Here is a 23,798-nt window from a genome sequence, read left to right as displayed (position 1 = left end):
CTGCCGCGGCGCCTGCCATCGGCTTTGACGCGGTTTTTTTCGCCAGGTTCAGTCGCCCGGATGCGCGGCGGTCGCCGCGGCTGTGCGACTGGGCCACTCAGCCGGCACAGCACGACAGCTGCGAGACATCCTTGCGGAAGGTCTGCGCCGCCAGTTTCAACGCTTCGACCATTGTCAGATACGGAAACAGCTGATCGGCGAGATCGCTCGTCGTCATCTGCGCACGGATCGCGATCGCCGCGGTCTGGATCAGTTCGCCGGCTTCTGCCGCCACCGCCTGCACGCCGAGCAGGCGGCCGCTGCCCGCCTCGGCGACCAGCTTCACGAAACCCCGCGTGTCGAAATTGACCAGCGCGCGCGGCACCTGGTCGAGCGAGAGCGTGCGTGTATCGACATCGAAACCGGCCAGCCGCGCCTGCGCCTCGTTCAGCCCGACCGTCGCGACCTGCGGATCGGTGAAGATCACCGCCGGCATCGCCGTCAGGTCGAGCTTCGCATCGCCGCCGAGCATGTTGATCGCGGCGCGTGTGCCTGCCGCCGCCGCCACATAGACGAACTGCGGCTGCGTCGTGCAGTCGCCGGCGGCGAAGATGTGGGCGGCGCTGGTCCGCATCGCCGAGTCGACGACGATGCGCCCGCGTGCGTCAGTCGAGACGCCGGCGGCATCGAGGTTCAGGCCGGCGGTATTGGCCATGCGGCCGGTCGCGACCAGCAGCGCATCGGCACGCCAGAGCTCGCCGTTGGTGCCGGTCAACACGAATTCGCCGTCGACATGCGTCGCCAGCTCCGCATCGCTCTGCTCGAGCACCTCGATGCCTTCGGCGCGAAATACCTCGGTCAGCGCCTCGCCGATTGCCGGATCCTGATCCGCCAGCAGGCGGCGCCGCGCCAGCAGCGTGACCCGGCTGCCGAGCCGGGCATAGGCCTGCGCCAGTTCGACGGCGACCACCGATGCACCGATCACCAGCAGCCGCTGCGGCAAGCGATCACTGTCGAGCGCCTCGGTCGAGGTCCAGTACGGCGTGTCGGCGAGCCCGGTGATCGGCGGCACGGCCGCGTGAGCGCCGGTCGCAATGAGGCAGCGGTCGAATCCGATCCGACGCTGCGTGCCGTCGGCCAGCGCGACATCGAGCTGGTGGCCGTCGGCAAAAGCGGCGCGTCCTTGCACGACCTCGATCGACGGCGAATCGCGCAGGATGTTTTCGTATTTGGCTTCGCGCAGCGCGTCGACCCGTTGCCGTTGCTGCGCAAGCAGGCGGCCACGGTCAATTACCGGTGGCGCGGCAGCTATCGCGTCGTCGAACGGGCTGTGGCGGCGCATCTGCGCGACCTGCGCTGCGCGGATCAGGATCTTCGACGGCACGCAGCCGACATTGACGCAGGTGCCGCCCAGCGTTCCGCTTTCGATCAGCGTGACCTGGGCGCCGTCGGAGGCGGCCTGCAGCGCCGCCGCCATCGCGGCACCGCCGCTGCCGATCACCACGATGCGGCTGGCGCCTGTCTCGCAGCGCCCGGTCGCGCAAGCCTGATCGCTCTCCAGCAACGGTGGCTTCATCGTCAACGGTCCTTCAATCTTGCCGGCGCGCCGCTGTCGGCAGCGCAAGCCTTGTCGCGGCGGCAGCGCCGCCATGCCCACCAGGTCAGCGCGAGGCTGGCGAGAAACGCCGGAATCAGCACGACATCAAGCCAGCCGGCCCAGGCCGCGAGGCCGACCGCGCTCATCGCGATGAAGAGGACCGGCGTCACGCAGCAGATCGCGAGCACGATCGATGCGACGATTCCGGTGCGCAGCCACTGGCGATCGTTCATCGTGCGGTTGCAGGCGCTGCGAGCGACGACGGATAGCCAGCGTTGGCGGTCGCTTTCGTCAACGTCGATGAATCGGTCCGGCTGTCGTCGAAGGTCACGGTCGCCTGGCGCTTGTCGTAGTCGACTTCGGCCTTGCTGACGCCGTCGACCTTGCTCAGCGCCTTTTTCACGGTGATCGGGCAGACCGGGCAGTCCATCGTCGGCACTGACAGCGTGACGGTCTGCACTGCCGCGACGGCCATATTTGGCAATGCAATGGCGATGCATGCCAGCACGAAATTCGATTTGTTCATGTCGGCTCCTTTCAATAGAACCAGTGGGCGATATAGGGGAACGCAATGCCGACCACAACCAGCGCGGCAATCGCCACGAAGATCAGCTGGTAGGCAAGACGCAGACGCGGCAGCGCGCAGGCTTCGCCCGGCTTGCATGCCGATGCGGGGCGGAAAATGCGCCGGGCTGCAAGCAGCAACGCGATCAGCGCGGCACCGATGAACAGCGGCCGCCACGGCTCGAGTGCCGTCAGGTTGGCGATCCAGGCGCCACCGATACCGAGCGACAGCAACACCAGCGGGCCGAGGCAACATGCCGAGGCCAGTATCGCGGCAGCGCCACCGGCGGCCAGCGCGCCGCGTCCATCTGTTGTCTTTTCCATTCGTTGAACTGCTTGCGGAACGATGCATTAAGCTTATTTCCGTACATTGGTACGGAGTCAAGCTGATGCAGAACAACCCTGGTGCGATGACGATCGGCGCGCTCGCGGCCGCGGCCGACGTCGGCGTCGAGACGATCCGCTTCTACCAGCGCAAGGGCCTGCTGAGCGAACCGGCGCGTCCGGCCGGCGGCATCCGGCGCTACGGTGACCGCGACGTTGCGCGCTTGCGTTTCGTGAAGGCAGCGCAGCGGCTCGGCTTCAGCCTCGACGAGGTGGCCGAACTGCTGACGCTCGACGACGGCCGGCATTGCGACGAGGCACGCGCGCTCGCCGAGGCGAAGCTGGCGGACGTCAACGCGAGATTGGCCGGGCTGCGGCAGATCGAGCGGGCACTGCGCGAGATGATCGGCGCGTGCGAATCGACCCGCGGCAAGGTCTGCTGCCCGGTGATCGTCGCATTGCAGTCGGCGCACTGACGGCTCGGACGGCGGCCGTCAACGCCGAGCGTGCGCTCGGCTGGCCGATAATCCGCGCCGGTCGAAAGCCGCCGACCGAGCGCGTCGGAGCCGGTTCGCGCTGGTCGGGCCGGGCGCCGGTCCGACCTGCCACCGGCAGATCGCTGGTGCAGACGTTCGTGGCGGTACAGGCTTGCGTCGCTGTTCCGCTCGACGGCTGCTGGCCGCCCCACCGGACAAGCTTCGGGCCTGGTCGGTCAACCGAACAATCGTTTCTGATCCTGGAGATTGCATGCTGTTTTCGTTATCCCACCAGCGGCGCGGGTTGACCGCCTGGCGCTGGTTCGTCGTTGCCGCGGTGCTCGCCCTCGGCAGCAGCCTCGCGCGGGCCAATGCCGGCACCGAGCCGATCCGCATCGCGATGATCGAAGGCCTGTCCGGATCGTTTGCGAATGCTGGCGAAGCGGTTTTTCGCAACCTTGCTTGGGCGGTCGAACGCGTCAATGCGCGTGGTGGTGTGGCGCTGCCCGGGGGCAAACGCAGGCTCGAGTTGGTCCGTTACGACAGCAAGGGCACGGTCGACGATGCCTTGCTGCTGCTGCGCGGTGCGGCCGATGCCCGCATCGGCTTCGTGATGCAGGGCAACAGCTCGGCGACCGCAACGGCGCTGGTCGATGCGATCGAAAAACACAACCAGCGCGATCCATCGCGGCGCGTTGTGCTGCTGAACTATTCGGCGGTCGATCCGGCGCTGACCAACGAAAAATGCAGCTTCTGGCATTTTCGTTTCGACGCCCATGCCGACATGCGGCTGGGCGCACTGACCGACGTGCTGCGTGACGACGCGGCGATCAAGAAGGTCTACCTGATCGGCCAGGATTACAGCTTCGGCCAGCATGTGGTTCGCAAGAGCCGCGAGATGCTGGCCGCCAAGCGCCCGGACATCGAGATCGTCGGCGAGGAACTGCACCCGCTCGGCCGGATCAAGGACTTCGCACCGTATGCGGCGAAGATCCGCGCCAGCGGTGCGCAGGCGGTGATCACCGGCAACTGGGGCAACGACCTGACGCTGCTCGTCAAGGCGGTGAAGGACAACGGCCTGCCATTGAAGTTCTATACCTTCTACGGCAATGCACTCGGCGCACCGGCGGCGATCGGTGATGCCGGCATCGGCTCGGTGCTCGCGGTTGCCGAGTGGCATCCGAATGCCGGTGATGCGGCGTCGGAGGCGTTTTACGGATCGTTCAGGAAGCGTTTCCCGGATCCGGCGCACGACTATGTGCATGCGCGGATGCAGGTGATGGTCGAGATGCTGGTCGCCGCGATGCAACGTGCCGGCTCGGCCGATCCGCTGGCCACTGCGCGCGCGCTCGAAGGCTTGCGCTACGACGGCGCAACGCTCGGCGGCTTGCACACGGGGACGATGCGCGCCGGCGACCACCAGTTCCAGCAGCCGCTGGTCGTCAGCATCATGGAGCGGGCCGGCCAGCCAGGCGTGCGCCATGACGTCGAAGGCTCGGGATACGGCTTCCGCACGGTGCGCCGCTTCGATGCCGCCCAGGTCGAAATGCCGCACCGCTGCAAGATGGACCGGCCGGATTGATGCCGATCGGCCGGCCAACGGGCCGACCCTGAAACGTTCTGAATCGCGGAGCCATCTGCACCTGCTTCTGCTACAAGTTCGGCAGGAGGTTTGACCGATGAATGCCGGCGAGTCGGCTTGTGAAATCAGATTCGATCGCTGCCGGCTGCGGCTCGGCGAGCGGATGCTGCTGATCGACGATGAACCGGCCAAGCTCGGTGCACGGGCGTTCGATCTGCTGGTCGCGCTGATCGAACGGCGCGACCGCACGGTTGGCAAGAACGAACTGCTGGAGCTTGTGTGGCCCGGGCTGGTGGTCGAGGAAAACAACCTGCAGGTCCAGGTCAGCGCGCTGCGCAAGCTGCTCGGCCCGCAGGCGATCGCGACCATCCCCGGGCGCGGCTACCGCTTCACCGCCAATGTCGAAGGTTGTGCGCAGCCTGACCGGGCACCGAGTCGGGCGGAACCGGCGGCCCGACGCATCGGCAACCTGCCCGAAGGGCTGCCGACATTGTTCGGCCGTGATGACGATATCGGTGCGCTGGTCGAGCTGGTGCAGGCGCACCGGCTGGTCAGCGTCGTCGGCGCCGGAGGCATCGGCAAGACGAGGCTGGCACAGGCGGCGGCGCATCGGCTCGGCGACCGCTTCGCCGATGGTGTCTGGTGGGTCGAGCTGGCCCGCATCGTCGATCCGGCACAACTCGCCGACGCGGTTGCGCAGACGCTCGGAGCGGCGTTGCCGAACCGCAAGGCTGCACTGGATGAAATCGTCGACGCCGTGCGCAATCGCGCACTGCTGCTGGTGCTCGACAATTGCGAACATCTGGTCGATGCCGCCAGCGCGCTGGCGGCGTCGCTGCTCGAGCATGCGCCGCAGGTGCGCCTGCTGGTGACCAGCCAGGAATTGCTGCGTGTCGGCGGCGAATACCTGTTCCGTGCGACACCGCTTGCACTGCCTGGCGACAACAGCCTGGAGTCGGCGCAGCGCGCCGGCGCGGTGGCGCTGTTTGTCGAGCGCGTCGCCGCATTGCAGCCGGGCTTTCGGCTCGACGCCGGCAATGTCGACGATGTCCGCGAAATCTGCCGTCGTCTCGACGGCCTGCCGCTGGCGATCGAGATGGCCGCTGCCCGTGTGCCGCTGCTCGGCGTCGCCGGCGTGCGCGAGCGGCTGCATCAGCGGCTCCACCTGCTGACCGGTGGCTCGCGTGCCGCGCTGCCGCGGCACCAGACGTTGCGCGAAACGCTGGCCTGGAGCCATGGCCTGTTGGGCGACGATGAGCAAACGGTGTTTCGCCGCATCGGCGTCTTTGTCGGCGGCTTTGCACTGCCCGCCGCACGACGGGTGCTGGCCAGCGACACTGCCGACGACGAATGGCAACTGCTCGAGCATCTCGGCACGCTGGTCGACAAGTCGCTGCTGGTCGTCGACGAAGGTGAGCCGCCGCGCTACCGGCTGCTCGAAACTGCCCGCGTCTTTGCCCTCGAACGGCTGCGCGACGCCGGCGAAACCGGCGACATGTTGCGCCGCCATGCGCAGGCGATGCAGCAGTTGTTCGAGCTGGAATTCGAACAATTCTGGCTGGTGCCGTCGCAGCTGCGGGCGCGGCGAACGATGCCCGACATCGACAACCTGCGCGCCGCGCTCGACTGGGCGCGTGATGCTGGCGAGCACGAACTGCAGCTTGCGCTGACCGGATCGTCGGCCTGGATCTGGTGGACCAGCAGTCTGCGCGTCGAAGGGCTGAGACGCTGCGATGAAGCGCTGGCGCTCGTCAGCGCCGCGATGCCGCCGCTGTGGCATGCCCGGCTGCTGCGCGAACGTGCGGTTGGCGCCCATCCGCGTTATGGCGATGCCGAGCGCCAGGCGATCGCGCGGGCGGTCGAGCTGTGCCGCACCATCGACGACCGGCGGCAACTGTATGCATCGCTTGCAGTGCTGGCCCGGGTCAACGCGATGTCGCTCGATATCGATGGTGCGGAAGCCGCGTTGCGCAAGATGGAGAACCTCGAGGACGATGGCTGGCCGCTCGCGCTGCGCGCCGAACGGCTGTTTTCGCAGACCTGGGTTCCGTTTTGTGCCGGTCGTCCGGAGCAATGCGAAGAGCCGCTGCGCCAGTTCGAACGGATTGCCGAACAGGCCGACGACCAGTTCATGAGGCTGACCGCGCTGATGGGTCGCGAGCAGATGGACGCGGTGCTCGGCCGCACCGAAGAGGCGGTCGCGCTCGGCCAGCAACTGCTCGAACTGACGCGGCTCGATCCGTTCTCGCGCTTCCGGCTGGTCGCGGTCAACAACCTCGGCACCTCGCTGGCCGCGCTGGGCCGCACCGACGAGGCGGTCCCGCTGCTGCGCGAGGCGGCGGCGCTGAATGCGCGCCGCGGCACGCTGTTCACCTGTCTCGATCCGCTGGCGCTGCTGGCGCTGCGCCAGGGCCGCCCGGCCGACGCCGCGCGGGTGCTGGGTCATGCCGACTTCGTCTTTGCATCGTTTGATGGGCGCCGCGAAGGCGGCGAGGCTGCGGTGCGCCGCCGCGTCGCCGCCGAGTTGCGCAGGCTGTTCGATCCTGCGGCACTGCGTGCGCTGTTCACGGAAGGCGCGGCGCTGTCGGACGACGAAATCCTGCGCATTGCCTTTCGCGGGGACGCTGGCTGAAGCAGCGCAGTCACCGGCCGCGGCGGCGGCTGTCGACGCCCGATGCGTTTCCTGTTCCCGGTCGGTGGGGCCTGACATCCGCGTGACCAGCGCGAAGCCGATGTGCGGCCGACAGATGCACACCATCGATCGCCGCGTGACACCGCGAAGTCATGCGGTTAAAGTCGTGTCGCCAGTGCGGGTATATCCCGCACGGCCTGCCCCGGTTGCCGGTCGGCACGCGGAGCAGCGACTGGTCTCAACCGAGCCCGGTCCGACTGCAAAGGATCCAGAATGACAAAGCGCACCCTTGTCACCCGGATGGCCGCTGTGTTTGCTGCAGTCGGTCTGAGTGGGCCGGTCCTGGCCGAATGCGGGGGCACGCCTCAGTGCATCGGCATCAGCGCCACCTCGATCGCCGAGGCGAGAACGAATCACCACCCCGAGACGATCTCGTCGACGATGGCCTTCGGCAATGTGCCGGTGCTCAGTTCGACGGTGAAGACGCTGTATGTGGCCGCGGTCACCGGCCCGGCCGGTTCGGCGGCGAGGCTCAATCCGGTCGTCATCGGCGGGCCTGACAGTGCGCAGTTCACGCTGGTCGGCGGCACCTGTCCGCTCGCCGGTGGCGACGGCCCGCGCCATGGCAACCCGGCGACCGATTCGTGCACCATCCTCGTCAAGTTCATGCCGGTCTCGCCGGGCACCAAAAGCGCGACGCTGACGGTGCCGTTGACGCCGAATTCACCGGGCAATGTCGATCGGCGCGTTGCTGCACTGAGCGGTGTCGGCGGCAATGAGCGCATCGCGCCGACGCTCGAGGCCGATGTGGCGTCGTTGATCTCGTCGCAGCTGGCGACGCAGCGCCGCTTCGCTGCCGCGCAGGTGCGCAATATCTCGAACCGGCTCGAATCGCTGCACCGCACGCCTGGAATCGGCGGTGGCAGCGGCACTGGCCTGCGCGTCGCCGCGAACAGCGTCGGCGGCTTCGGCCCGGCACCGACGGGCCCGTTCGGCAGCGGCGAGGCACACGGCGCGCTGCCCGGGTTTCCGGACGGGCGACGTGACGAGCAGGCCGGCCTGGAACCGCGCGAACCCGATGCGGCCACCGGCATGATGTTGTCGCTGCTGACGACCGGGCAAGTGCCGGTGATGCTGGCCAGCGATGCCGGCGCCAAACCGGGCGCCACCGACGGCGGCTACTGGCTCGGCGGCATCGCGACGTTCGGCCGCATCGGCCCTGAAGGCCGCGACACCCGTTTCGAGACATCCGGCTTCACCGTCGGTGTCGACCGCCGCCTGCGCCGCGACCTCGTCGTCGGCGGCGCCGCCGGCTATTCGCGCTCCCACTCGACCTTCGGCAGCAACGGCTCCGACAGCCGCTTTACCGGCAATGCAGTCTCGCTTTACGGCTCGTACGAAATCGTTCCCGATACCTACCTCGATGCCATCCTCGGCTACGGGACGATCACCTCGAAGTCGAAGCGGCACGTTACCGTCACCAACATGCTGGCGACCAGCGAGCGCGACGGCAGCCAGGTTTATGGGTCGCTCGCATTCAGCAAGGAGATCCGCGATCAGAACATTGCGTGGTCGCCGTATGCACGGCTCGAATTCAACCGCGGCACGCTCGATCGCACGAGCGAAACCGGTGCCGGCATCAGTTCGTTGACCTACTTCGAGCAGAAATACAGTTCGTCGCGGCTTGCGCTCGGTGTGCGCGCGAGTGCCGTCCATGAATCCGAATTCGGCCGTGTAATCCCGCACATCCGGATCGAGTACGGCCGCGAGCTGCAGCGTGCCGGTTCGGCGACGATCGCCTATGCCGACCAGCCGGGCGGCACCAGCTACAGCGTCGCGCCGACCAGCGAAAAACGCGGCAATGCGCTGATCGGCCTCGGTGCCGAACTGCTGACCCACCGTGGCATCGTCGTAGGATTCGAGCTCGGCACGAATGGCCGCATCCGCGAGAACCCCGAATATTCGACACGCTTCTGGCTGTCGACCGCGCTCGACGACATGCGGCCGCGTCCGCCGGGTGCCGCACCGGCCAGCGGCAAGATGCCGTTCACGGTGAGCGCAGGCTTGCTGCACGATACCAACATCACCCGCACCGGATCGCCGACGCCCGAACTGAGTGACCGCATCTGGATCGTCACCGGCGGCATCGGCGACAAGGTCGAGTTCAACGACAGCATGAGCCTGAACTACGGTGCGACGCTCGGCGCCGAGAAATACCAGACCTTCGATCGGCTCGATACCGCCATCCTCGGCCTGCGCGCCGAACTTGCCTACCAGGCCGGAGGCCTGTTCACCTCGCCGCGCTTCGGCGTCTACACCAGCCTCGCGCACGACAATTCGCGCTCCGACCTGCGCACCGGCAACCGCTTCGAGATCGGCGCGAATACCCGGGTCCAGGTGGCCGAGCGGACCGGCGTCTCCGGCGTGCTCGCGCACAACCGGCGAAGTGCCCGCGGCGACATCTACGACGCCTCGTTCACATCGCTGCGCGGCGGCGCCGATCACCAGCTCGGCGACCACGGCATGCTGCTCGGTGCACTCGAATTCCGGCGCGGCGATTTTGTCTCGTCGGGCATTCCGGCCGCCGACAGCGCTGCGGTCTCCGACGCACTGGCCGACGACGATGCGTTTCCGGCGAAACGTTTTGTCGCCTACCGCTTCCGCGGCCGCAGCCTGATCGCCACGCTCGGCTACCGCTTCGTGCTTGGCAGCCGCGATTCATTCGACATCTCGTGGACCGGCATCCGCGTCAAGCCGACGCAGGCGCCGGACTACAACAAATTCACGTATCCGTTCAGATTGCAACGGGGACAGGGCGGAAGTTCACCCTACTCTGTTCAACAGATCGGCATCACCTATACGATGCGGTTCTGAGACAGAGGCGGCGATCGGGTCCGGCGACACGCCGGCCCCGGATCAATGCAGGTCGGCCGTCGCCCAGCGAATACTCGAAAGGAGAAACACGCGTGCGATTTGCCAAGACCATTGTGTTGTTGCTTGCTGCCACCTTTCTGTCCGGCTGTTATACGGTCGTTCGGCCAACCATTGCCCACGTCCACCTCGGCCATACGCTGTCCGGTTGGGTCGATACGCCCGAGCGCATCGGTCTGCTCGAGGTGGCCGAACGCGAGGCGGCGGTTGCTGCCGAACAGGCGGCGAAGGCCCACCAGTCCGGGCGCAACCCGGCCGAACTGAAACGGCATGTCGACGGCGTATTGCACGCGCTCGACCCGAAACTCGTTTCGCAAGGTCCAGGCACCGGATATGGGCTGATCCGCGCGATCGAGGGCGGAACCGACCACCTGAAATTTGCCGCTGATTCGCCGGACGCAAGCAAGAACCTGAAGGACAGCGTGCTCGGCCTCGAGTCGACCGCATCGAAGGTTCGGCAGGGCGCCAGGGTCGGTGTCGCAATCTGCCAGGAGATCCGCGCCAGCAACAAACCCGAGGACCTGGTCTCGCTGGCCGAGGAACTGAAGACGCAGACGGCATCGCTGGTCCGTGACACGAAAGGATGGCGCTCGCAGATCGAGGAGATGGTTGGCCGCGAAAACCCGCCGTTTTCGCAGATCGAGCGCCGCTATCTGTTCGGCCTGATCCGGCTGCCGAACGGCCTGTGGCAATGGCACCCCGATGTCGACAAGGCAGGCAGCCAGGGCATAGGCACGTCCGGCTACCGTTGATCGTCATGCTGCGTTTCGTGCTTGCCCGGTTGCTGGTCGGATCGATGCTGGTGCTGGCGGCGCCTCACGCCAGCGCGACGCTGTTGCGCGACGTGATCGAGTGCACCGATGAACGCGAGCTGAAGGTCGACGGGCGTTGCCGGGCGATTGCCGATGAAGCGCTGGAAAGTGAACGCCTGGTCGAACGGCTTGCCGACCTGATGGTCGAACAGAAGGAGCACCGCAAGGCAGCCGTGTTGCTGGCCACCGCGCTGCGCAAATTTCCGGCCAGCGGCAGCTTGCAGAACCGCCTCGCGGTGGCGAAGAGTTATGCCGACGAAATGGAGGCGATTGCCGCGCGCGAACGCGAGCGCAATGCGAAGCCGAATGCCGAGGAGATTGCCGCGTCGATGACGCGCATCCGCTGCACGCGCCTGTCGGGCGAGCCCGGGCTGGCGGCCTGCGATGCGGCGCTGAAGCACGAACCCGGCGACCCGGCGCTGCTGTCGGCAAAAGGCGACCTGCTGGCCGCCGACGGCCGCATCGACGAGGCGCTGACCGCCTTCCATGCGGTGATGAAAGTGCGCCCCGACGACGTGATCGTCAGGCAGAAGATCAACCTGCTGTCGGGCAAGAAGGACCGCCCGCCGCCGGTTGCCGTCGCATCGCTGGCGCCGCCCGAGGCCGCGCGGCCGGCGGCGCGTCCGGCACCCACTCCAGCGCCGGCAGCGGCACCGGCACCCGCGAGCCCGGTCGGTCAGCGGCCGGCCGCTGCGTCACCGGCCGCGCCGCAAACATCACCAGCCGAGCCCTCCAACCTGCCGCCGGCGGCCGAGCTGGAGCAGCGGCTGGCGATGCTGCAGACGCTGCGCGACAAGTCGATACTGGCCGAATCGGAATTCCAGCAGCGCCGCCGCAAGCTTCTCGACGCCTACCTCAATCCGACTGCGCGCGGCGTCCCGGGCGATGCAGCGCCGGAATCGGCCAGCGTCGCGACACCACCTCCGCCGTCGATCGATTTCGGCAACTACCACGCGCTGATCATCGGCATCAACAGCTACAAGCACCTGCCGACGCTGGACACCGCGCACAACGATGCGAAGGCGGTGGCGAAGGTGCTGCAGGAGTATTACGACTACAAGGTCAGGCTGCTGCTCGACCCGACTCGCGAACAGATCATCGAGGCGATGGATGTGATGCGCGAGACGCTGAAGGAAAACGACAACCTGCTGATCTATTACGCCGGCCATGGGTGGCTCGACAAGGAAGCCGACCAGGGCTTCTGGCTGCCGACCGATGCACGTGCCGAGAGGCGCAGCCAGTGGTTGTCGAACGATGTCGTGCGCGACCTCGCGAAGGCGCTGAAGGTCAAGCACATGCTGGTGATTGCCGACAGCTGCTTCTCGGGCACATTGACCCGCGGCATCAACAGCCGCCCGGCGCTCGACCCCGACTATCTGAAACGGATCTCGCAGAAAAAGGCACGCCAGGCGATGTCGTCCGGCGGCCTCGAGCCGGTATTCGATTCGGTCGACGGCCGCCACTCGCCATTTGCAAGGGCGCTGGTTCAGATCCTCAACGAGAACCGCGGCGTGATCGACGGCACGACGCTGTTCAGCGACCTGCGCCGCCCGGTCGCACTCGCCGCCGACCAGACCCCCGAGTTCTCCGACATCCGCCGCGCCGGCCACGACGGCGGGGATTTTCTGTTCGTGCGGCGGCGTTAGCTTTTGAGTGGCTGAGACGCGCTGACGCTCTCGGTTGTCACCAGCCGCAACCCCGGCGGCAGCGACTCTCCAAAAACCCGCCGCGTATCGGCCTCATCGAGCACGGTGACTTCGCGCACCATCGCGGCCCAGCTCGGCGCGGCGCGGGCGGCGTCGAGGCGGTCGGCGACCTGTTTGCGAATCGATTCGGGCAGGTCGCGTGCACGGTCGCCGGTGGCGCGGGCGATCTGCGCGGCGGCGAAGGCGGCCGGCTCGACCGTGGTCCAATCCTGCCCCAGCAGGCTCTCCAGCCATGGCTGGACCTGCTCGGGTGGCACGACGTGGTGCAGGCTGGCATACATCGGTTGCCGCGCGCCCAGCCGTCCGAGCGCCCACCAGCTGTGCGGATTTTCCTTCGGGTTGCGCAACCGTTGCAGCAGCCAGCCGCCGAACTGCAGCTTGCGGGCGACGTCGAGCCGCTCGAACGATGCGGCCATCCGCAGCATGTCGTCGAGGCCGTCCATCGCCGGGCCTTCGGGCTCTTCGATGTCACTGCCGCCGGGCGGCTGCAGGTAGTAGGCGATGACGTCGTAGACCATCTCCTGCTGTTCGGCCGACAGGCCGCCGGCGATGCGCCGCCACAGCGTCCACCATTCCGACCATTGCTGGCTTTCGTTGCTGTGCGCAATGCCGGGGCCGAACAGTTCCCACATCTGCGCGATCCGCCATTCGTCGAGCGGGTCGCCGTAGCCCGGGCGCAGCGTGAAGCCGACCAGGTTGAACCACAGCCGCTCGTGCAACGCGCTGCGGCGCCGGCGCCTCGCGCCGTCGAACAGCGCAGTGAACAGCGCCCGCAACAGCGGCGTATCCCAGCCGGCGCGGTTGCCGAGCAGGCGTTCGAGATGGGCCCGCAGCTGCCGGACCTCCTTGGCGTCGACCTGCTGCTTGCGATTGCCATAGACGCGGCCGATCGCTTCAACGGCGTCTTTCAGGCGCGGATGGGGCGGACGCGCCGCTTCGGCGCCGCTGTCTTCGGGCTCGCCGCGCAACTGGAATTCGAGCCGCCAGCGCTGCTGTGGCGCGTCGATCGCGACGCACGACATCTCCAGCGTGCCGACTTCGGTGACCATCGTGCTCAGTTCGACCAGCACCTCGCGCGATGCGGCAGCATTGGATGTGTCCTCGCTTGCGCCGCGGTCGTTCAGCACGGTGGCAATCGGCGGCAGCAGGATGAAGTCGCCGGGCGGCAGCGCGATCACGTCGCCCGGGCGCGAGCCGACCTCGACGACGCTGCTGGCCAGGTGGAAACGAACCGGCCGGCCAAGCCGCAGGCTGAAGCGCTGCGCGTGCAGTTGCACCGGCTGGCCTTCCTCGGCGCCGTGCGGCAACAGGCAGACGCCGCGTGGCGGCTTGCCGGCCTGCTGCGCCTTGTCGCCATCGAGCAGCAGAAAATAGCTGCGCGCCGAACCGCCGGCAATCCGCGGCGTGGCACCGTCGCGGGCCATCGCATACGCCACCGCGCCTCGCGCCACCGCAGCGTCGAGTTGCACGGTCTCCAACAGGCGGATCGGCGGCGCGCCGTCGGCGGCCCAGCCGTTCAGCGTGTCGAGCAGCCGCTGGCGCAGCGGCAATGCATGGAAGACGCCGCCATTGAGCAGCAGCGTATCCGGCAGTTTCTCGTGCGCCGCGCCGGGCTGGCGCGCCAGGAAGGCCGCGACATGGCGGGTGATCGCGGCGTCGCTCGCATACGGCAGGCCGAATTCGACCAGGCCGCCGCGCGCGCGTTGCGGCGTTGCATCGGCTGGAACCTGCGGGAAAAAGCCGTCGACGAGCAGCCGGTCGACATCGGCGCGGCTCATCGTCGCCGAGCGTGCGCCGCCGATCAAGCGGCTGCCGCTGCCGAGCAAGGTGACGGTCGTGTGGTCCGGCCCGTCCGGGCTCAGCAGCAACTCCTTCGCGGCGCGGCAGCGCTGCGTCAATTGCGCCAGCTGCACCGCCGACAGGCGCGCCGCGGCGCCGCTGAGCCGCGGCTCGATCCAGCGGGCCAGCGCAAGGTCCATGTTGTCGCCGCCGAGCACCAGGTGTTCGCCGACGCCGGTACGCGTCAGCCGCGGCAAGCCGTCGACCAGTTCGACCTCGATCAGGCTGAGGTCGGTCGTGCCGCCGCCGACGTCGCAGACCAGCAGGCGGCGGGTCGCGGCCAGATCCTGCGCGAGCGTGTCGCAGTGGCTGTGCACCCAGTCGTAGAACGCGGCCTGCGGTTCCTCGATCAGCAGCAGCGGCGGCAGGCCGGCGAGACGCGCCGCTTCCAGCGTCAGCTGCCGCGCGCCATCGTCGAACGATGCCGGCACCGTCAGCACGATCTGCTGCTTCGCCAGCGGCGCCTCCGGGTGGGCATGGTCCCAGGCCAGGCGCACATGGCGCAGATAACTCGCACTGGCCGCCAGCGGCGAGATCTTCGTCACCTCGTCGGGCGCGCCCCACGGCAGGATGTCGGCGCCGCGGTCGACCGCCTGGTGCGACAACCAGCTCTTCGCGCTGCTGACCAGCCGGCCGGGCGTCTGTTCGCCGAGCTCGCGGGCAAACGCGCCGAGCACCGCGGATTCGTCGCTGGCCCACGGCAGCAGCAGGTCAGCGCTCGCGAGCGCGCCGGCTGCCGGATGAAAACGCAGCGACGGCAACATCGGCCGCGCCGCCACTTCGCCGGCGGCGACGGTCTGCTGGATCGGGAAGACCTCGATCTCGCTGCTGTCCAGCCGCGCGCAGGCAACCACCGTGTGGGTGGTGCCGAGGTCGATGCCGACCCGGTAGACGGCGGCGGACTGGGGCTTGCTGGCGGTTGCCATCTAGGGCCGCCTGCTCAGGCCGGCTGGTCGGCGCGGACTTCGAATTCAACCTTCCAGCCGGCGCCGCCCGCCACCGGCTCGGCCAGCAATTCGAGCGTGCCGGTTTCGGTGATCTTCGCGTGCAGCCGAACCGGCACGACCTCGCCGACCGCGCGGCCTTCGGCCGGCAGCGTGGCCTCGATCTCGGCCAGTTCCTGCAATTCGTCCGGCGCCCAGAAATCGAGCAACAGGCCGATAGCATCATCGCGCCGAACCGATGAACCGAAGAAGCGGAAGCGCACCGACTCGCCGACCACCAGGCCGAGCTGCTGCTCGGGCAAGCCGGCCTCGCTGCCTTCTTCCATGCCGAACGGCGCGACACACAGCGCCTGGATCGGCGGCTCGAGCCCCGGCACCGCCGGCATCGATGATTCGATGCCGACGTAATACGACTGCGCGGTGCCGCCGCGGATGCGGATGCCCTGGCCCTGGCGCACCAGGCCGTAATAGGCGGCGCCACGGGCGACTGCGAAATCGAGGTCGGCACTCGCCAGCTGGCGCGCCGGCGTTGCACCTTCCTCGGCCAGCCAGCCGTTCAGCGTGTCGAGCGTGCGCTGCGCGAGCAGCGGCGACTTGAAGACCCCGCCGTTGAACAACACCGCGGTCGGATGCAGCATGCTCGCACCCTCGGCCGCCTCGAAGCCGGCAAGGGCTGCCGTCGCGCCGAGCTGGCGGCCGAGCAGCGCCGCCAGGTGGCGGGTGATCGCGGCATCCTGCGCATACGGCAGGCCGATCTGCGTCAGGCCGGCGCGTGGCCGGCTGATCGGCCGGGCATCGCGGCCGACCTGCGGGAAAAAGCCGTCGAGGATCGTCGCGCTGAGCAGTTCGCGGCCTAGTTCGGTCTTGATCGAGCCACCGATCAGTTTCGAGCCGCGGCTCGGGATCAGCAGCGGTGCGCTGTCGATGTCCGGCGAACCGAGCAACTGCTCCTTTGCGACGCGGCAGCCGTAGGTCAATGCCCGCATCTGCCACGGGTCCAGCGTCTTGCCTTCGGCGGCGAGCTGGCGCGCGACGCCATGGGCCAGCGCCAGGTCCATGTTGTCGCCGCCGAGCAGGATGTGATCGCCAACCGCGACGCGCTGCAGCTGCAGGTTGCCATCGTCCTCGACGACTGCGATCAGCGAGAAGTCGCTGGTGCCGCCGCCGACGTCGACGACCAGGATCAGGTCGCCGACCTTGACCTGCTTGCGCCAGTCGCCACCACTTTGCGCGATCCAGCTGTACAGCGCCGCCTGCGGCTCCTCGAGCAGCGTGACGCCGCTGTAGCCGGCGGCCTGCGCGGCTTCGGCCGTCAGCTCGCGTGCGGCCGGGTCAAACGATGCCGGAATCGTCAGCGTCAGCGACTGCTGGTCGAATGGCGCGTCCGGATGCTGGTGGTTCCAGGCGTCGCGCAGGTGGCTCAGATAACGGGTGCTGGCTGCCAGCGGCGACAGCCGAGTCACCTCGGTCGGCGCATCGGTCGGCAGGATGCCGGCGCGGCGGTCGACACCGCCGTGGCCGAGCCAGCTCTTCGCGCTCGAGACCAGCCGGATCGGCGTCTGCGCACCCTGTCGCCGCGCCCATTCGCCAACGACGAGATCCGGCGCGGCGTCCCACGGCAAGGCCAGCTCGCCGGCGGCAAATTCGCTTTCATGCGGCAGGTACAGGAAGGACGGCAGCAGCGGCTGGTCCTGCACCGTGCCGGGGCCGCTTTGCTGGGCGATCGGCAAAATCTGTGGCGTCACATCGGCGGCCTGCAGGTCCAGCCACGACAACGCGCAGTGGGTGGTACCGAGGTCGACGCCGATTGCAAATCTCGCGCTGGTATTGCTGCTCACAGCTCGACCTCCGCGGCCGCGATGATGCGGCTGTCATGGCCCTCGGTCAGCCCGGGCAGCCGCACGTCGGTGGCGCGCCAGCCACGGTGGCTGAGCTGGCCGCGGAAGGGCGGCTTGCCGACGACGTTGCCGGTCAGGCGGATCGCCGACGCGTCGAAACCTTCGTCGAGGCTGATGCGGCTGCCTTCGGCTTCGCTGCGCACCGGCTCGAGCGTGAAGGTCTGCTCGAGCACCTTGCGGCAGCCGGCATGGACCAGCCGTGCGGCGCCGGCCACATCGGCATCGGCATAGGCTGCGACATCCTCCTGCACGAAGTCGACCAGCCGCGCCTCGCGTTGCAGCAGGCCGAGCAGCTGCAGTGCGGCATCGACCTGCGCCGTTGCGCGGATCGGCGATGGCGCGGGTGGGGCGGGCGGCGGCACCGGCGCGGCGGCTGGCGCCGGTTCCTCGACAGCGCCGGCGCGCAACGCCGCGATGCGGGCGGCGAGGCGGCCGTCGCCCAGCAGCGCGAAAAAGGTGCCGAACGCCAGGCCGAGGCGCTGGAAAAAGGAAAAATGCTGTTCACTCATCGATGCAATCCCGAAATGGCAAACGGCCGGGTGGAGCACCAGGCCGTGGCTTATTGTCGGGGATAGGCGAAAACCCGCACTCGGGCGGCTCGTTCGGTCCCCGCATCACCCGGTGCCGCCGGCGGGCGCGCGGTCGAACGAGGCCAGTCGGGATGCGCTGTTGCGCAGCGCCGGTACGCTGCCGGCCAGATCGGCTAGTTGTTGCTTCCGGCGCCGGCTTCGAGAAACCGGCTCAGCTCCTGCGCGACCTGCGCGGCATTTTCGCGCTGCGGAAAATGGCCGAGGCCGGGCAGCAGCCTGCGTTCATAGCGGCCGCTGAAAAACTGCTCCTTGCCGGCCGAGGTATCCGGATGGTTGACGGTGTCGACCTCGCCGTGCAGCACCAGCGTCGGCACTTCGAGCACCGGCGCCGGCGACAGTTTCGCCTCGTCGGCATCGTAGGCCGGGTCGCCCGGGGCATGGCCCCAACGGTGCTGGTAGGAATGCAGCGTGATGTCGGGCCAGTCGTCGTTGTCGAAGGCGTGCGCCGTCGCTTCGAACTCCGCCTCGGCGTACCAGCCGGCCGGCGCCCAGGTATCCCACATGATCTTTGCAAACTCACGCCGCTGCCGGCGCACGGTGCGTTGGCCGCGCGGCGTCGCCATGTACCAGTGGTACCAGTAATTGCGCGCCTGCGCGAGGCTCAGCGGCTGGTCTGCACTGTTGGTGCCGTAACCGACCGACAGCAGCACCAGGTGGCTGGCGACACCGGGCCGCAGGCCGCAGGCGATCGCTGCGGCGCGGGCGCCCCAGTCGTGGCCGACCAGCGCGGGGTTCTGCAGACCCAGCGCATCGATGAAATCGAGCAGGTCGCGGCCGAGCGCAGCCAGTTGCCCGGTCCGCGGCGTCGCCGGATCGAGAAAACGCGTTGGTGAAAACCCGCGCAGCGCCGGCACCAGCACCCGCCAGCCCTGCTGCGCCAGCACCGGCGCGACCGCCGACCAGCACCGCGGGCTGTCCGGCCAGCCGTGCAGCAGCACGACGGTCCGACTGCCAGCAGGATTGAATTCGTCGTAGGCGATGCGCAGCAGCGGCGTATCGATCGTCTTCATCGAACAGGTCTCCTGGAATGCAGACAGCCGCCATCGTGCCTGAATGCGGCGCGGTTTGCGCGAGCCGATGGCCCCAATGTGCCGACGCGCAATAAGCCGGCACCATTTTGCCGTGGATGGGGCCCCCACCACCGTGTGGCGGCCCACGCCGCCAGGCATTTCCTCATGAGAGCAGTTCGAGCGCCCAGAAGACCGCGCACAGCGCGAGCAGCCAAACGGCAATCTGCAGCAGGATCGCCGCGTTCAGAAACCAGCTGGTCAGTTTCGACATTGCGTTTTCTCCGTTGGTCGACCGCCCGAGACCGACTTTCGGCACCGGCATCCGGATTTTCCCTTGGCACAGGCTCACCGGGTGATCCACCGCATCGTTACCGTAGCCGTTCTGATCACTGCCAGGAGACCAGCCGATGAGCGCGATGATGTCCAGCCCCGAAACCGAATCCGTCGACGACCGCGACGATTCGGCGAGCAATGCCCTGTACCTGCACCTCTGTGTCACCGACCCCGAAACGGTGGCGGCGCTGCTCGAATCGGCCGAAGGGCGGGATCGCCAAGACCTCGCGCTGACCGCGCTGAAGATCGGCATCATGTCGCTGAAGGCCGCGCGCGGCACCGTCGATGGCGCGGCGATCCGCCACGAAGGCGACCGCCTGCTCGGCACGCTCGAGGAACGGCTGCTGAGGCACCGCGAATTGCTCGACGAGGTGCTCGGCGGCACGCTGCGCAACTATTTCGATCCGGCCAGCGGCTCGTTCACCGACCGCATCCAGCGCCTGTTGCGCCAGGATGGCGAACTGGCCGCAGTGATCGCGACGCAGGTCGATTCGGCGCGTCGCACACTCGACGAGATGCTGACCAGCCACCTCGGCGACGACAGCGCGCTGCAATCGCTGCTGAGCCCGGAGGAGGGCAATGAGTTCATCGCCGCGTTGCGCGGCCAGATGACGCAGGCGCTGACGCTGCAGAGCGAAGCGATCGCCGGCGAGTTCTCGCTCGACAAGGCCGACAGCGCGCTGAGCCGCCTGGTGCGCGAACTGAAAGACCGGCATGGCGATCTGGAGCGCAAGCTCGGCGAATGGGTCACGTCGGTGGTGGCCGAGTTTTCGCTCGACAACAAGGATTCGGCGCTGTCGCGGCTGGTCGGTCGGGTCGAGCAGGCGCAGGGGCAGATCAGTGCGCAGTTTTCGCTCGACAACCCGGAGTCGGGCCTGACGCGCATCGTCGAACGGCTGGAGCGCTTCGAGCAGGCGCAGACCGAGCGTTCGCAGGCATTCGAAGTGAAGATGACCTCGCTGCTCGAGCGCATCGTGACCCGCCGCGACGATGCGCGCCGCTCGACGCTGTATGGCAACGAATTCGAGCAGCGTGTCGGCGAGCAGCTGCAGACGCACTGCCTCGCTGCCGACGAGGTTCTCGAACCGGTCGGCGACAGCGCCGGCGTCGTGCCGCGTTGCAAGGTTGGTGATTTTGTCGTGACGATCGGGCCGGATTCGGTGGCCGCCGGCGCACGCATCGTCGTCGAGGCGAAGGCCAGTGGCGCCTATTCGCTGAAAGGCACGCTCGCGGAAGCCGACCTGGCGCGGCGCAACCGCTCGGCATCGGTCTGCCTGTTCGTCCATTCGGCGCAGACCGCGCCGGCCGGGATGCCGGAGCTGCACCGCTGGGGGCTGGACATCGTCGTCGTCTGGGATGCCGAAAATCCGGCCACCGATGTGCGGTTGAAGGCCGCCTATCTGCTGGCGAAGGCGCTCAGCGTGCGCGCCAGCCAGCACGACGAGGACGAGGCCGCGAGCCTGGCCGAAATGGACGGCGCGATCGAGGCGATCCGCAAGCAGATCAATGGCTTCGAGGAGATCCGGACCTCGGCGCGAACCATCGTCGGTGGCGGCGAGAAGATACTGAACCGGGCGCGGCTGATGGAAGAGGAAATCGGCAAACGCCTGGCGGGCCTGACGACCCAGGTCGGGCGTCTGCGCGCGGCAAGTGGCGACGCTGCGGGTTGAACGACGGGCCGCGTGATGGTTGGAGACGTTGCACGCGCGGCCGACGAACAGATCAGGAGCTGCGATGACATCGCGCCGGGATCTGCTCCTACGCGGCGGCTTCGCGGAGCTTTTACAGTCACGCGGGCAACCATCGAGGCAGCGACTTCGGTATTGCCATGACAGGCGTGGCGCCGGATCCGAAAGCGTTGAGGCGCGGAGCGGGGCTGGCTCGTCATGGGTGCCATGGGCAATCGGATGGAAAGCCGAAACAACATGCGAATCCAGCTTGGGGCATGGCACATTGACGTGAGGCTCCGCACATGACAGACCTGCGAGACGACAGCCGGAAGAATCCAACGACCGTCAGCATCCTGGTGGTCGACGATTCAGAAAATTTGCTGCAGACGATGCACGACTTTCTGGCCCAGCCCGATGTCGAGGTGCTGACGGCCAACTCCGCTGTGGCCGCCCAGAAGCTGCTGGCCGACCAGGACGTGGCGTTGGCGCTGATCGATGTGCGCATGCCGGAGATCAACGGCTACCAGCTGGCCGAGTGGATGCGCAGCAACGAGCAGACACGCAGCGTGCCGATCATCTTCATCACCGGTGAATCGGACGTCCTGGCGCGGAAGTTCATCGGCTATGGCGCCGGTGCTGTCGACTTCCTGTCCAAACCCACGGACCCCCGGGTACTGCACAGCAAGGTGCAGGTTTTCGTCGAGCTGTATCGACAGCGCCAGGCGCTGCGTGAGCGCAATGCTGAACTCGAGCGCATGGTTCAGGCAAACCAGGAGCTGGCGATGGCTTTGCGCGAAGCGCACAGCGAGGCGCTGCAGCAAGCGCATACCGATTCACTGACCGGTGTGTCGAATCGACGGCACATCATGAACCTGGCAGAGTCGGCCCTGCTCGATCGGCGCCGGCAGTCGCAGCCGCTCAGTCTGGCAATTCTCGATCTGGACCATTTCAAGGCCGTCAACGACACCTACGGGCATCACATCGGCGATGCCGTGCTTTGCGCGTTCTGCAAGCATGTCAACCAGCAGATCCGGCCACCACACATGCTGGGTCGACTTGGCGGCGAGGAGTTTCTGCTGCTGATGCCAGGTACATCGCTTGCCGAAGCGGACACGGTGCTCGAGCGGGTGCGCCGCACGCTGCAGCCTGCGGACTCCGTGCCGTACACCTTCTCGGGCGGTATCGCGCAGGCAGGTGCGGGCGAGCCGCTGGCCCTTGTCATCGAACGGGCAGACAGCGCCCTCTATCACGCCAAGCGCAGCGGACGGGATTGCAGCGTCACCCGTCCGGCACCGTTGTAGGGGCGGCGACTGCCAGGCTGGTCCAAAGCGGCGGACATCGAGCCTTCCCTTGTCTTGTTTTGCATCTACGACGAGGCGTTAGATTTCACATACTCGGCCCGGGGCGGCCGTTGAGCTCGCATGCGGCACTGATTTTTGTGGGAGGGGGCTTCAGCCCCGATTCGGGCTTTTGCACGACTGCGAATCGGCTGGCACAGAGGCGAGAGCAAAGGCGCAGTCCGAGCGCCAGCGAGGACCGCCGGGTCATGAGCCACGACCGGGTGCCGCCTGCCGCGCCGCTCGGTCTTGGCATGCAATTCGAAGGGCACGCGCGCACCCAAGAGCCCGAAGCGGGGCTGAAGCCCCTCCCACAAAAGCCACCCACCGCCAAGCGGCCAACGGCCGCTCCGGGTCGGCCACCGCCGGTCGGGCGACGATCGGTCGCCGGAAAGCTGACGCCCATGTTGAGCGATTGGATAGCCGACGTCTGCAGGAGGAGCCAGGCGACGCCCGGTTTCGCTGGGGTCCGGCAAGCGCGCGGCGCCAATAATCCGCCATGGACCAGACAGACAGCTCCTTTCCAGCCGGACTGCCGGCGCAGATCGACGATGCCAGCGCATGGCGCGGCGACGACATGGCCAGGCGCGCCGACGAGTGGACCGAGACGCTGGATGAAGCCGAACTCGAAGAGATCGACGCCGCCTGCGAACCGTGGTTGCGCCCGGGTATCGAACTCGGCACGCTGACCCAGCAAGGTTTCCCACTGCCGAATCTGGCCACGCGGCTGGCGCGGATGCGCGAACAACTGCTGAACGGGCGCGGCTTCGTGTTGTGGCGCGGCCTGCCGGTCGAGCGCTGGGGCCGGCATCGCTGCGCGGCGGCTTTCTACGGCCTCGGTGCGCACCTCGGCGCGGCGCGCTCGCAGAATTCCCAGGGGCATGTGCTCGGCCATGTGCGCGACCTCGGCCTGTCGGCCAATGACCCGAATGTGCGCATCTACCAGACGCACGATCGCCAGACCTTCCACACCGATTCGGCCGACATCGTCGGCCTGCTGTGCCTGCAGACCGCACGCAGCGGCGGGCTGTCGGCGCTGGTCTCGTCGACGACGCTTTACAACGAGCTGCGCGCGCGCCGCCCGGACCTGGCTGCAGAACTGTTCAAGCCGCTGGCCACCGACCGCCGGGGCGAGGTGCCGCCGGGTGCCAGGCCCTATTTCGAGATCCCGGTATTCAACTGGTTTGCCGGCCATCTGTCGGCGATCTATCAGCGCCAGTACATCGATTCGGCGCAGCGCTTCGCCGATGCGCCGCGGCTCAGCGCCGCGCAGATCGAGGCGCTCGATCTGCTGGACAGCCTGGCCGAAGATCCGGCGCTGCATTTCACGATGGCGCTGCAGCCGGGCGACATGCAGTTCCTGCACAACCACAGCCTGCTGCACGACCGCACGGCCTTCGTCGACTGGCCGGAGCCCGAGCGGCGCCGCTACCTGTTGCGTCTGTGGCTGGCGCCGATCGATGCGCGCCCATTGCCCGAGGTCTTCGCGCAGCGTTATGGCAGCGTCACGCCGGGTGATCGCGGCGGGGTTGTCAGCGCCGACGGGCGGCTGCGCGCGGCTCTTGAATGATCGC

General features: G+C 67.7%; 16 protein-coding genes and 1 pseudogene. 9 read left to right on the top strand and 8 right to left on the bottom strand.

The genetic code is table 11. The features are described from left to right. Positions 1-97: 97 nt before the first annotated feature. The 4 genes and pseudogenes from merA to merT all read right to left on the bottom strand — a co-directional run. Positions 98-1,489: pseudogene (gene merA / locus ACNH6H_RS05320) on the bottom strand (mercury(II) reductase); the annotation flags it as partial. Between the two features lie 68 nt (positions 1,490-1,557). Further along, positions 1,558-1,809, bottom strand: a complete 252-nt coding sequence (gene merF, locus ACNH6H_RS05315; protein WP_418316243.1) for a mercury resistance system transport protein MerF — start codon at positions 1,807-1,809, stop codon at positions 1,558-1,560. After that, positions 1,806-2,102, bottom strand: a complete 297-nt coding sequence (gene merP, locus ACNH6H_RS05310; RefSeq protein WP_418316242.1) for a mercury resistance system periplasmic binding protein MerP — start codon at positions 2,100-2,102, stop codon at positions 1,806-1,808. Before merP ends, merF begins: the two co-directional genes overlap by 4 nt. Positions 2,103-2,113: 11 nt before the next feature. After that, complete coding sequence (gene merT, locus ACNH6H_RS05305) at positions 2,114-2,464, bottom strand: mercuric ion transporter MerT (protein WP_418316240.1); 351 nt, start codon at positions 2,462-2,464, stop codon at positions 2,114-2,116. A gap of 65 nt (positions 2,465-2,529) precedes the next feature. Here merT and merR point away from each other — a divergent pair, with 65 nt between their 5' ends. The 6 genes from merR (at position 2,530) to ACNH6H_RS05275 (ending at position 12,543) form a co-directional block, all read left to right on the top strand. Further along, positions 2,530-2,940: an Hg(II)-responsive transcriptional regulator gene (gene merR / locus ACNH6H_RS05300; RefSeq protein ID WP_418316239.1), complete on the top strand. Its 411-nt coding sequence runs from the start codon at positions 2,530-2,532 to the stop codon at positions 2,938-2,940. A gap of 271 nt (positions 2,941-3,211) precedes the next feature. After that, a complete protein-coding gene (locus ACNH6H_RS05295) occupies positions 3,212-4,522 on the top strand; it encodes a branched-chain amino acid ABC transporter substrate-binding protein (protein ID WP_418316237.1) in 1,311 nt (436 codons plus the stop codon). Positions 4,523-4,619: 97 nt separating this feature from the next. Then, positions 4,620-7,154 (top strand): ATP-binding protein, encoded by a 2,535-nt coding sequence (locus ACNH6H_RS05290; RefSeq protein WP_418316236.1) that lies wholly within the window; start codon positions 4,620-4,622, stop codon positions 7,152-7,154. A gap of 273 nt (positions 7,155-7,427) precedes the next feature. Further along, on the top strand, positions 7,428-10,028 hold the full coding sequence (locus ACNH6H_RS05285; protein WP_418316234.1) for an autotransporter domain-containing protein: 2,601 nt from the start codon (positions 7,428-7,430) through the stop codon (positions 10,026-10,028). 92 nt (positions 10,029-10,120) lie between these two features. Continuing rightward, entirely contained in the window at positions 10,121-10,837 is a 717-nt protein-coding gene (locus ACNH6H_RS05280) for a hypothetical protein (RefSeq protein ID WP_418316233.1), read from the top strand. Between the two features lie 5 nt (positions 10,838-10,842). Next, positions 10,843-12,543, top strand: coding sequence for a caspase family protein (locus tag ACNH6H_RS05275; RefSeq protein ID WP_418316232.1), 1,701 nt, complete (start codon positions 10,843-10,845; stop codon positions 12,541-12,543). Here the strand turns inward: ACNH6H_RS05275 and ACNH6H_RS05270 are convergent. The 4 genes from ACNH6H_RS05270 to ACNH6H_RS05255 all read right to left on the bottom strand — a co-directional run bounded on the left by ACNH6H_RS05270 (position 12,540) and on the right by ACNH6H_RS05255 (position 18,884). Continuing rightward, positions 12,540-15,368 (bottom strand): Hsp70 family protein, encoded by a 2,829-nt coding sequence (locus ACNH6H_RS05270; protein WP_418316231.1) that lies wholly within the window; start codon positions 15,366-15,368, stop codon positions 12,540-12,542. The two genes, ACNH6H_RS05275 and ACNH6H_RS05270, sit on opposite strands and share 4 nt — an antisense overlap. A gap of 14 nt (positions 15,369-15,382) precedes the next feature. Further along, positions 15,383-17,224: an Hsp70 family protein gene (locus ACNH6H_RS05265; protein ID WP_418316230.1), complete on the bottom strand. Its 1,842-nt coding sequence runs from the start codon at positions 17,222-17,224 to the stop codon at positions 15,383-15,385. Then, a complete protein-coding gene (locus tag ACNH6H_RS05260; RefSeq protein ID WP_418316229.1) occupies positions 17,221-17,793 on the bottom strand; it encodes a DUF2760 domain-containing protein in 573 nt (190 codons plus the stop codon). The genes ACNH6H_RS05265 and ACNH6H_RS05260 overlap by 4 nt, the downstream gene beginning before the upstream one ends. A gap of 194 nt (positions 17,794-17,987) precedes the next feature. Then, entirely contained in the window at positions 17,988-18,884 is an 897-nt protein-coding gene (locus tag ACNH6H_RS05255; protein ID WP_418316228.1) for an alpha/beta fold hydrolase, read from the bottom strand. A gap of 407 nt (positions 18,885-19,291) precedes the next feature. Between ACNH6H_RS05255 and ACNH6H_RS05250 the strand changes: the two genes are divergently transcribed. From ACNH6H_RS05250 to ACNH6H_RS05240, 3 genes are all read left to right on the top strand, one after another. Beyond that, positions 19,292-20,887 carry a hypothetical protein gene (locus tag ACNH6H_RS05250; RefSeq protein ID WP_418316227.1) on the top strand — a complete coding sequence of 532 codons (1,596 nt, stop codon included), beginning with the start codon at positions 19,292-19,294 and terminating at the stop codon, positions 20,885-20,887. 302 nt (positions 20,888-21,189) lie between these two features. After that, on the top strand, positions 21,190-22,188 hold the full coding sequence (locus ACNH6H_RS05245) for a diguanylate cyclase domain-containing protein (protein ID WP_418316226.1): 999 nt from the start codon (positions 21,190-21,192) through the stop codon (positions 22,186-22,188). Between the two features lie 535 nt (positions 22,189-22,723). Continuing rightward, positions 22,724-23,794, top strand: coding sequence for a TauD/TfdA family dioxygenase (locus ACNH6H_RS05240; protein WP_418316225.1), 1,071 nt, complete (start codon positions 22,724-22,726; stop codon positions 23,792-23,794). The last annotated feature ends 4 nt before the right edge of the window (positions 23,795-23,798 follow it).

The organism is Pseudideonella sakaiensis, from assembly GCF_048320135.1.
Taxonomy (GTDB): domain Bacteria; phylum Pseudomonadota; class Gammaproteobacteria; order Burkholderiales; family Burkholderiaceae_C; genus Ideonella_A; species Ideonella_A sakaiensis_A.
Note: the sequence above shows the minus strand (reverse complement) of the source record. Positions and strands in the feature narration are given on the sequence as shown.

What these genes read in the sequence shown, in the direction of transcription:
- ACNH6H_RS05270 (WP_418316231.1), bottom strand. Translation starts at nt 15,368, where the DNA reads ATGGCAACCGCCAGCAAGCCCCAGTCCGCCGCCGTCTACCGGGTCGGC.
- ACNH6H_RS05290 (WP_418316236.1), top strand. Translation starts at nt 4,620, where the DNA reads ATGAATGCCGGCGAGTCGGCTTGTGAAATCAGATTCGATCGCTGCCGG.
- ACNH6H_RS05255 (WP_418316228.1), bottom strand. Translation starts at nt 18,884, where the DNA reads ATGAAGACGATCGATACGCCGCTGCTGCGCATCGCCTACGACGAATTC.
- ACNH6H_RS05260 (WP_418316229.1), bottom strand. Translation starts at nt 17,793, where the DNA reads ATGAGTGAACAGCATTTTTCCTTTTTCCAGCGCCTCGGCCTGGCGTTC.
- merP (WP_418316242.1), bottom strand. Translation starts at nt 2,102, where the DNA reads ATGAACAAATCGAATTTCGTGCTGGCATGCATCGCCATTGCATTGCCA.
- ACNH6H_RS05275 (WP_418316232.1), top strand. Translation starts at nt 10,843, where the DNA reads ATGCTGCGTTTCGTGCTTGCCCGGTTGCTGGTCGGATCGATGCTGGTG.
- ACNH6H_RS05245 (WP_418316226.1), top strand. Translation starts at nt 21,190, where the DNA reads ATGACAGACCTGCGAGACGACAGCCGGAAGAATCCAACGACCGTCAGC.
- merR (WP_418316239.1), top strand. Translation starts at nt 2,530, where the DNA reads ATGCAGAACAACCCTGGTGCGATGACGATCGGCGCGCTCGCGGCCGCG.
- merF (WP_418316243.1), bottom strand. Translation starts at nt 1,809, where the DNA reads ATGAACGATCGCCAGTGGCTGCGCACCGGAATCGTCGCATCGATCGTG.
- ACNH6H_RS05250 (WP_418316227.1), top strand. Translation starts at nt 19,292, where the DNA reads ATGAGCGCGATGATGTCCAGCCCCGAAACCGAATCCGTCGACGACCGC.
- ACNH6H_RS05285 (WP_418316234.1), top strand. Translation starts at nt 7,428, where the DNA reads ATGACAAAGCGCACCCTTGTCACCCGGATGGCCGCTGTGTTTGCTGCA.
- ACNH6H_RS05295 (WP_418316237.1), top strand. Translation starts at nt 3,212, where the DNA reads ATGCTGTTTTCGTTATCCCACCAGCGGCGCGGGTTGACCGCCTGGCGC.
- ACNH6H_RS05240 (WP_418316225.1), top strand. Translation starts at nt 22,724, where the DNA reads ATGGACCAGACAGACAGCTCCTTTCCAGCCGGACTGCCGGCGCAGATC.
- merT (WP_418316240.1), bottom strand. Translation starts at nt 2,464, where the DNA reads ATGGAAAAGACAACAGATGGACGCGGCGCGCTGGCCGCCGGTGGCGCT.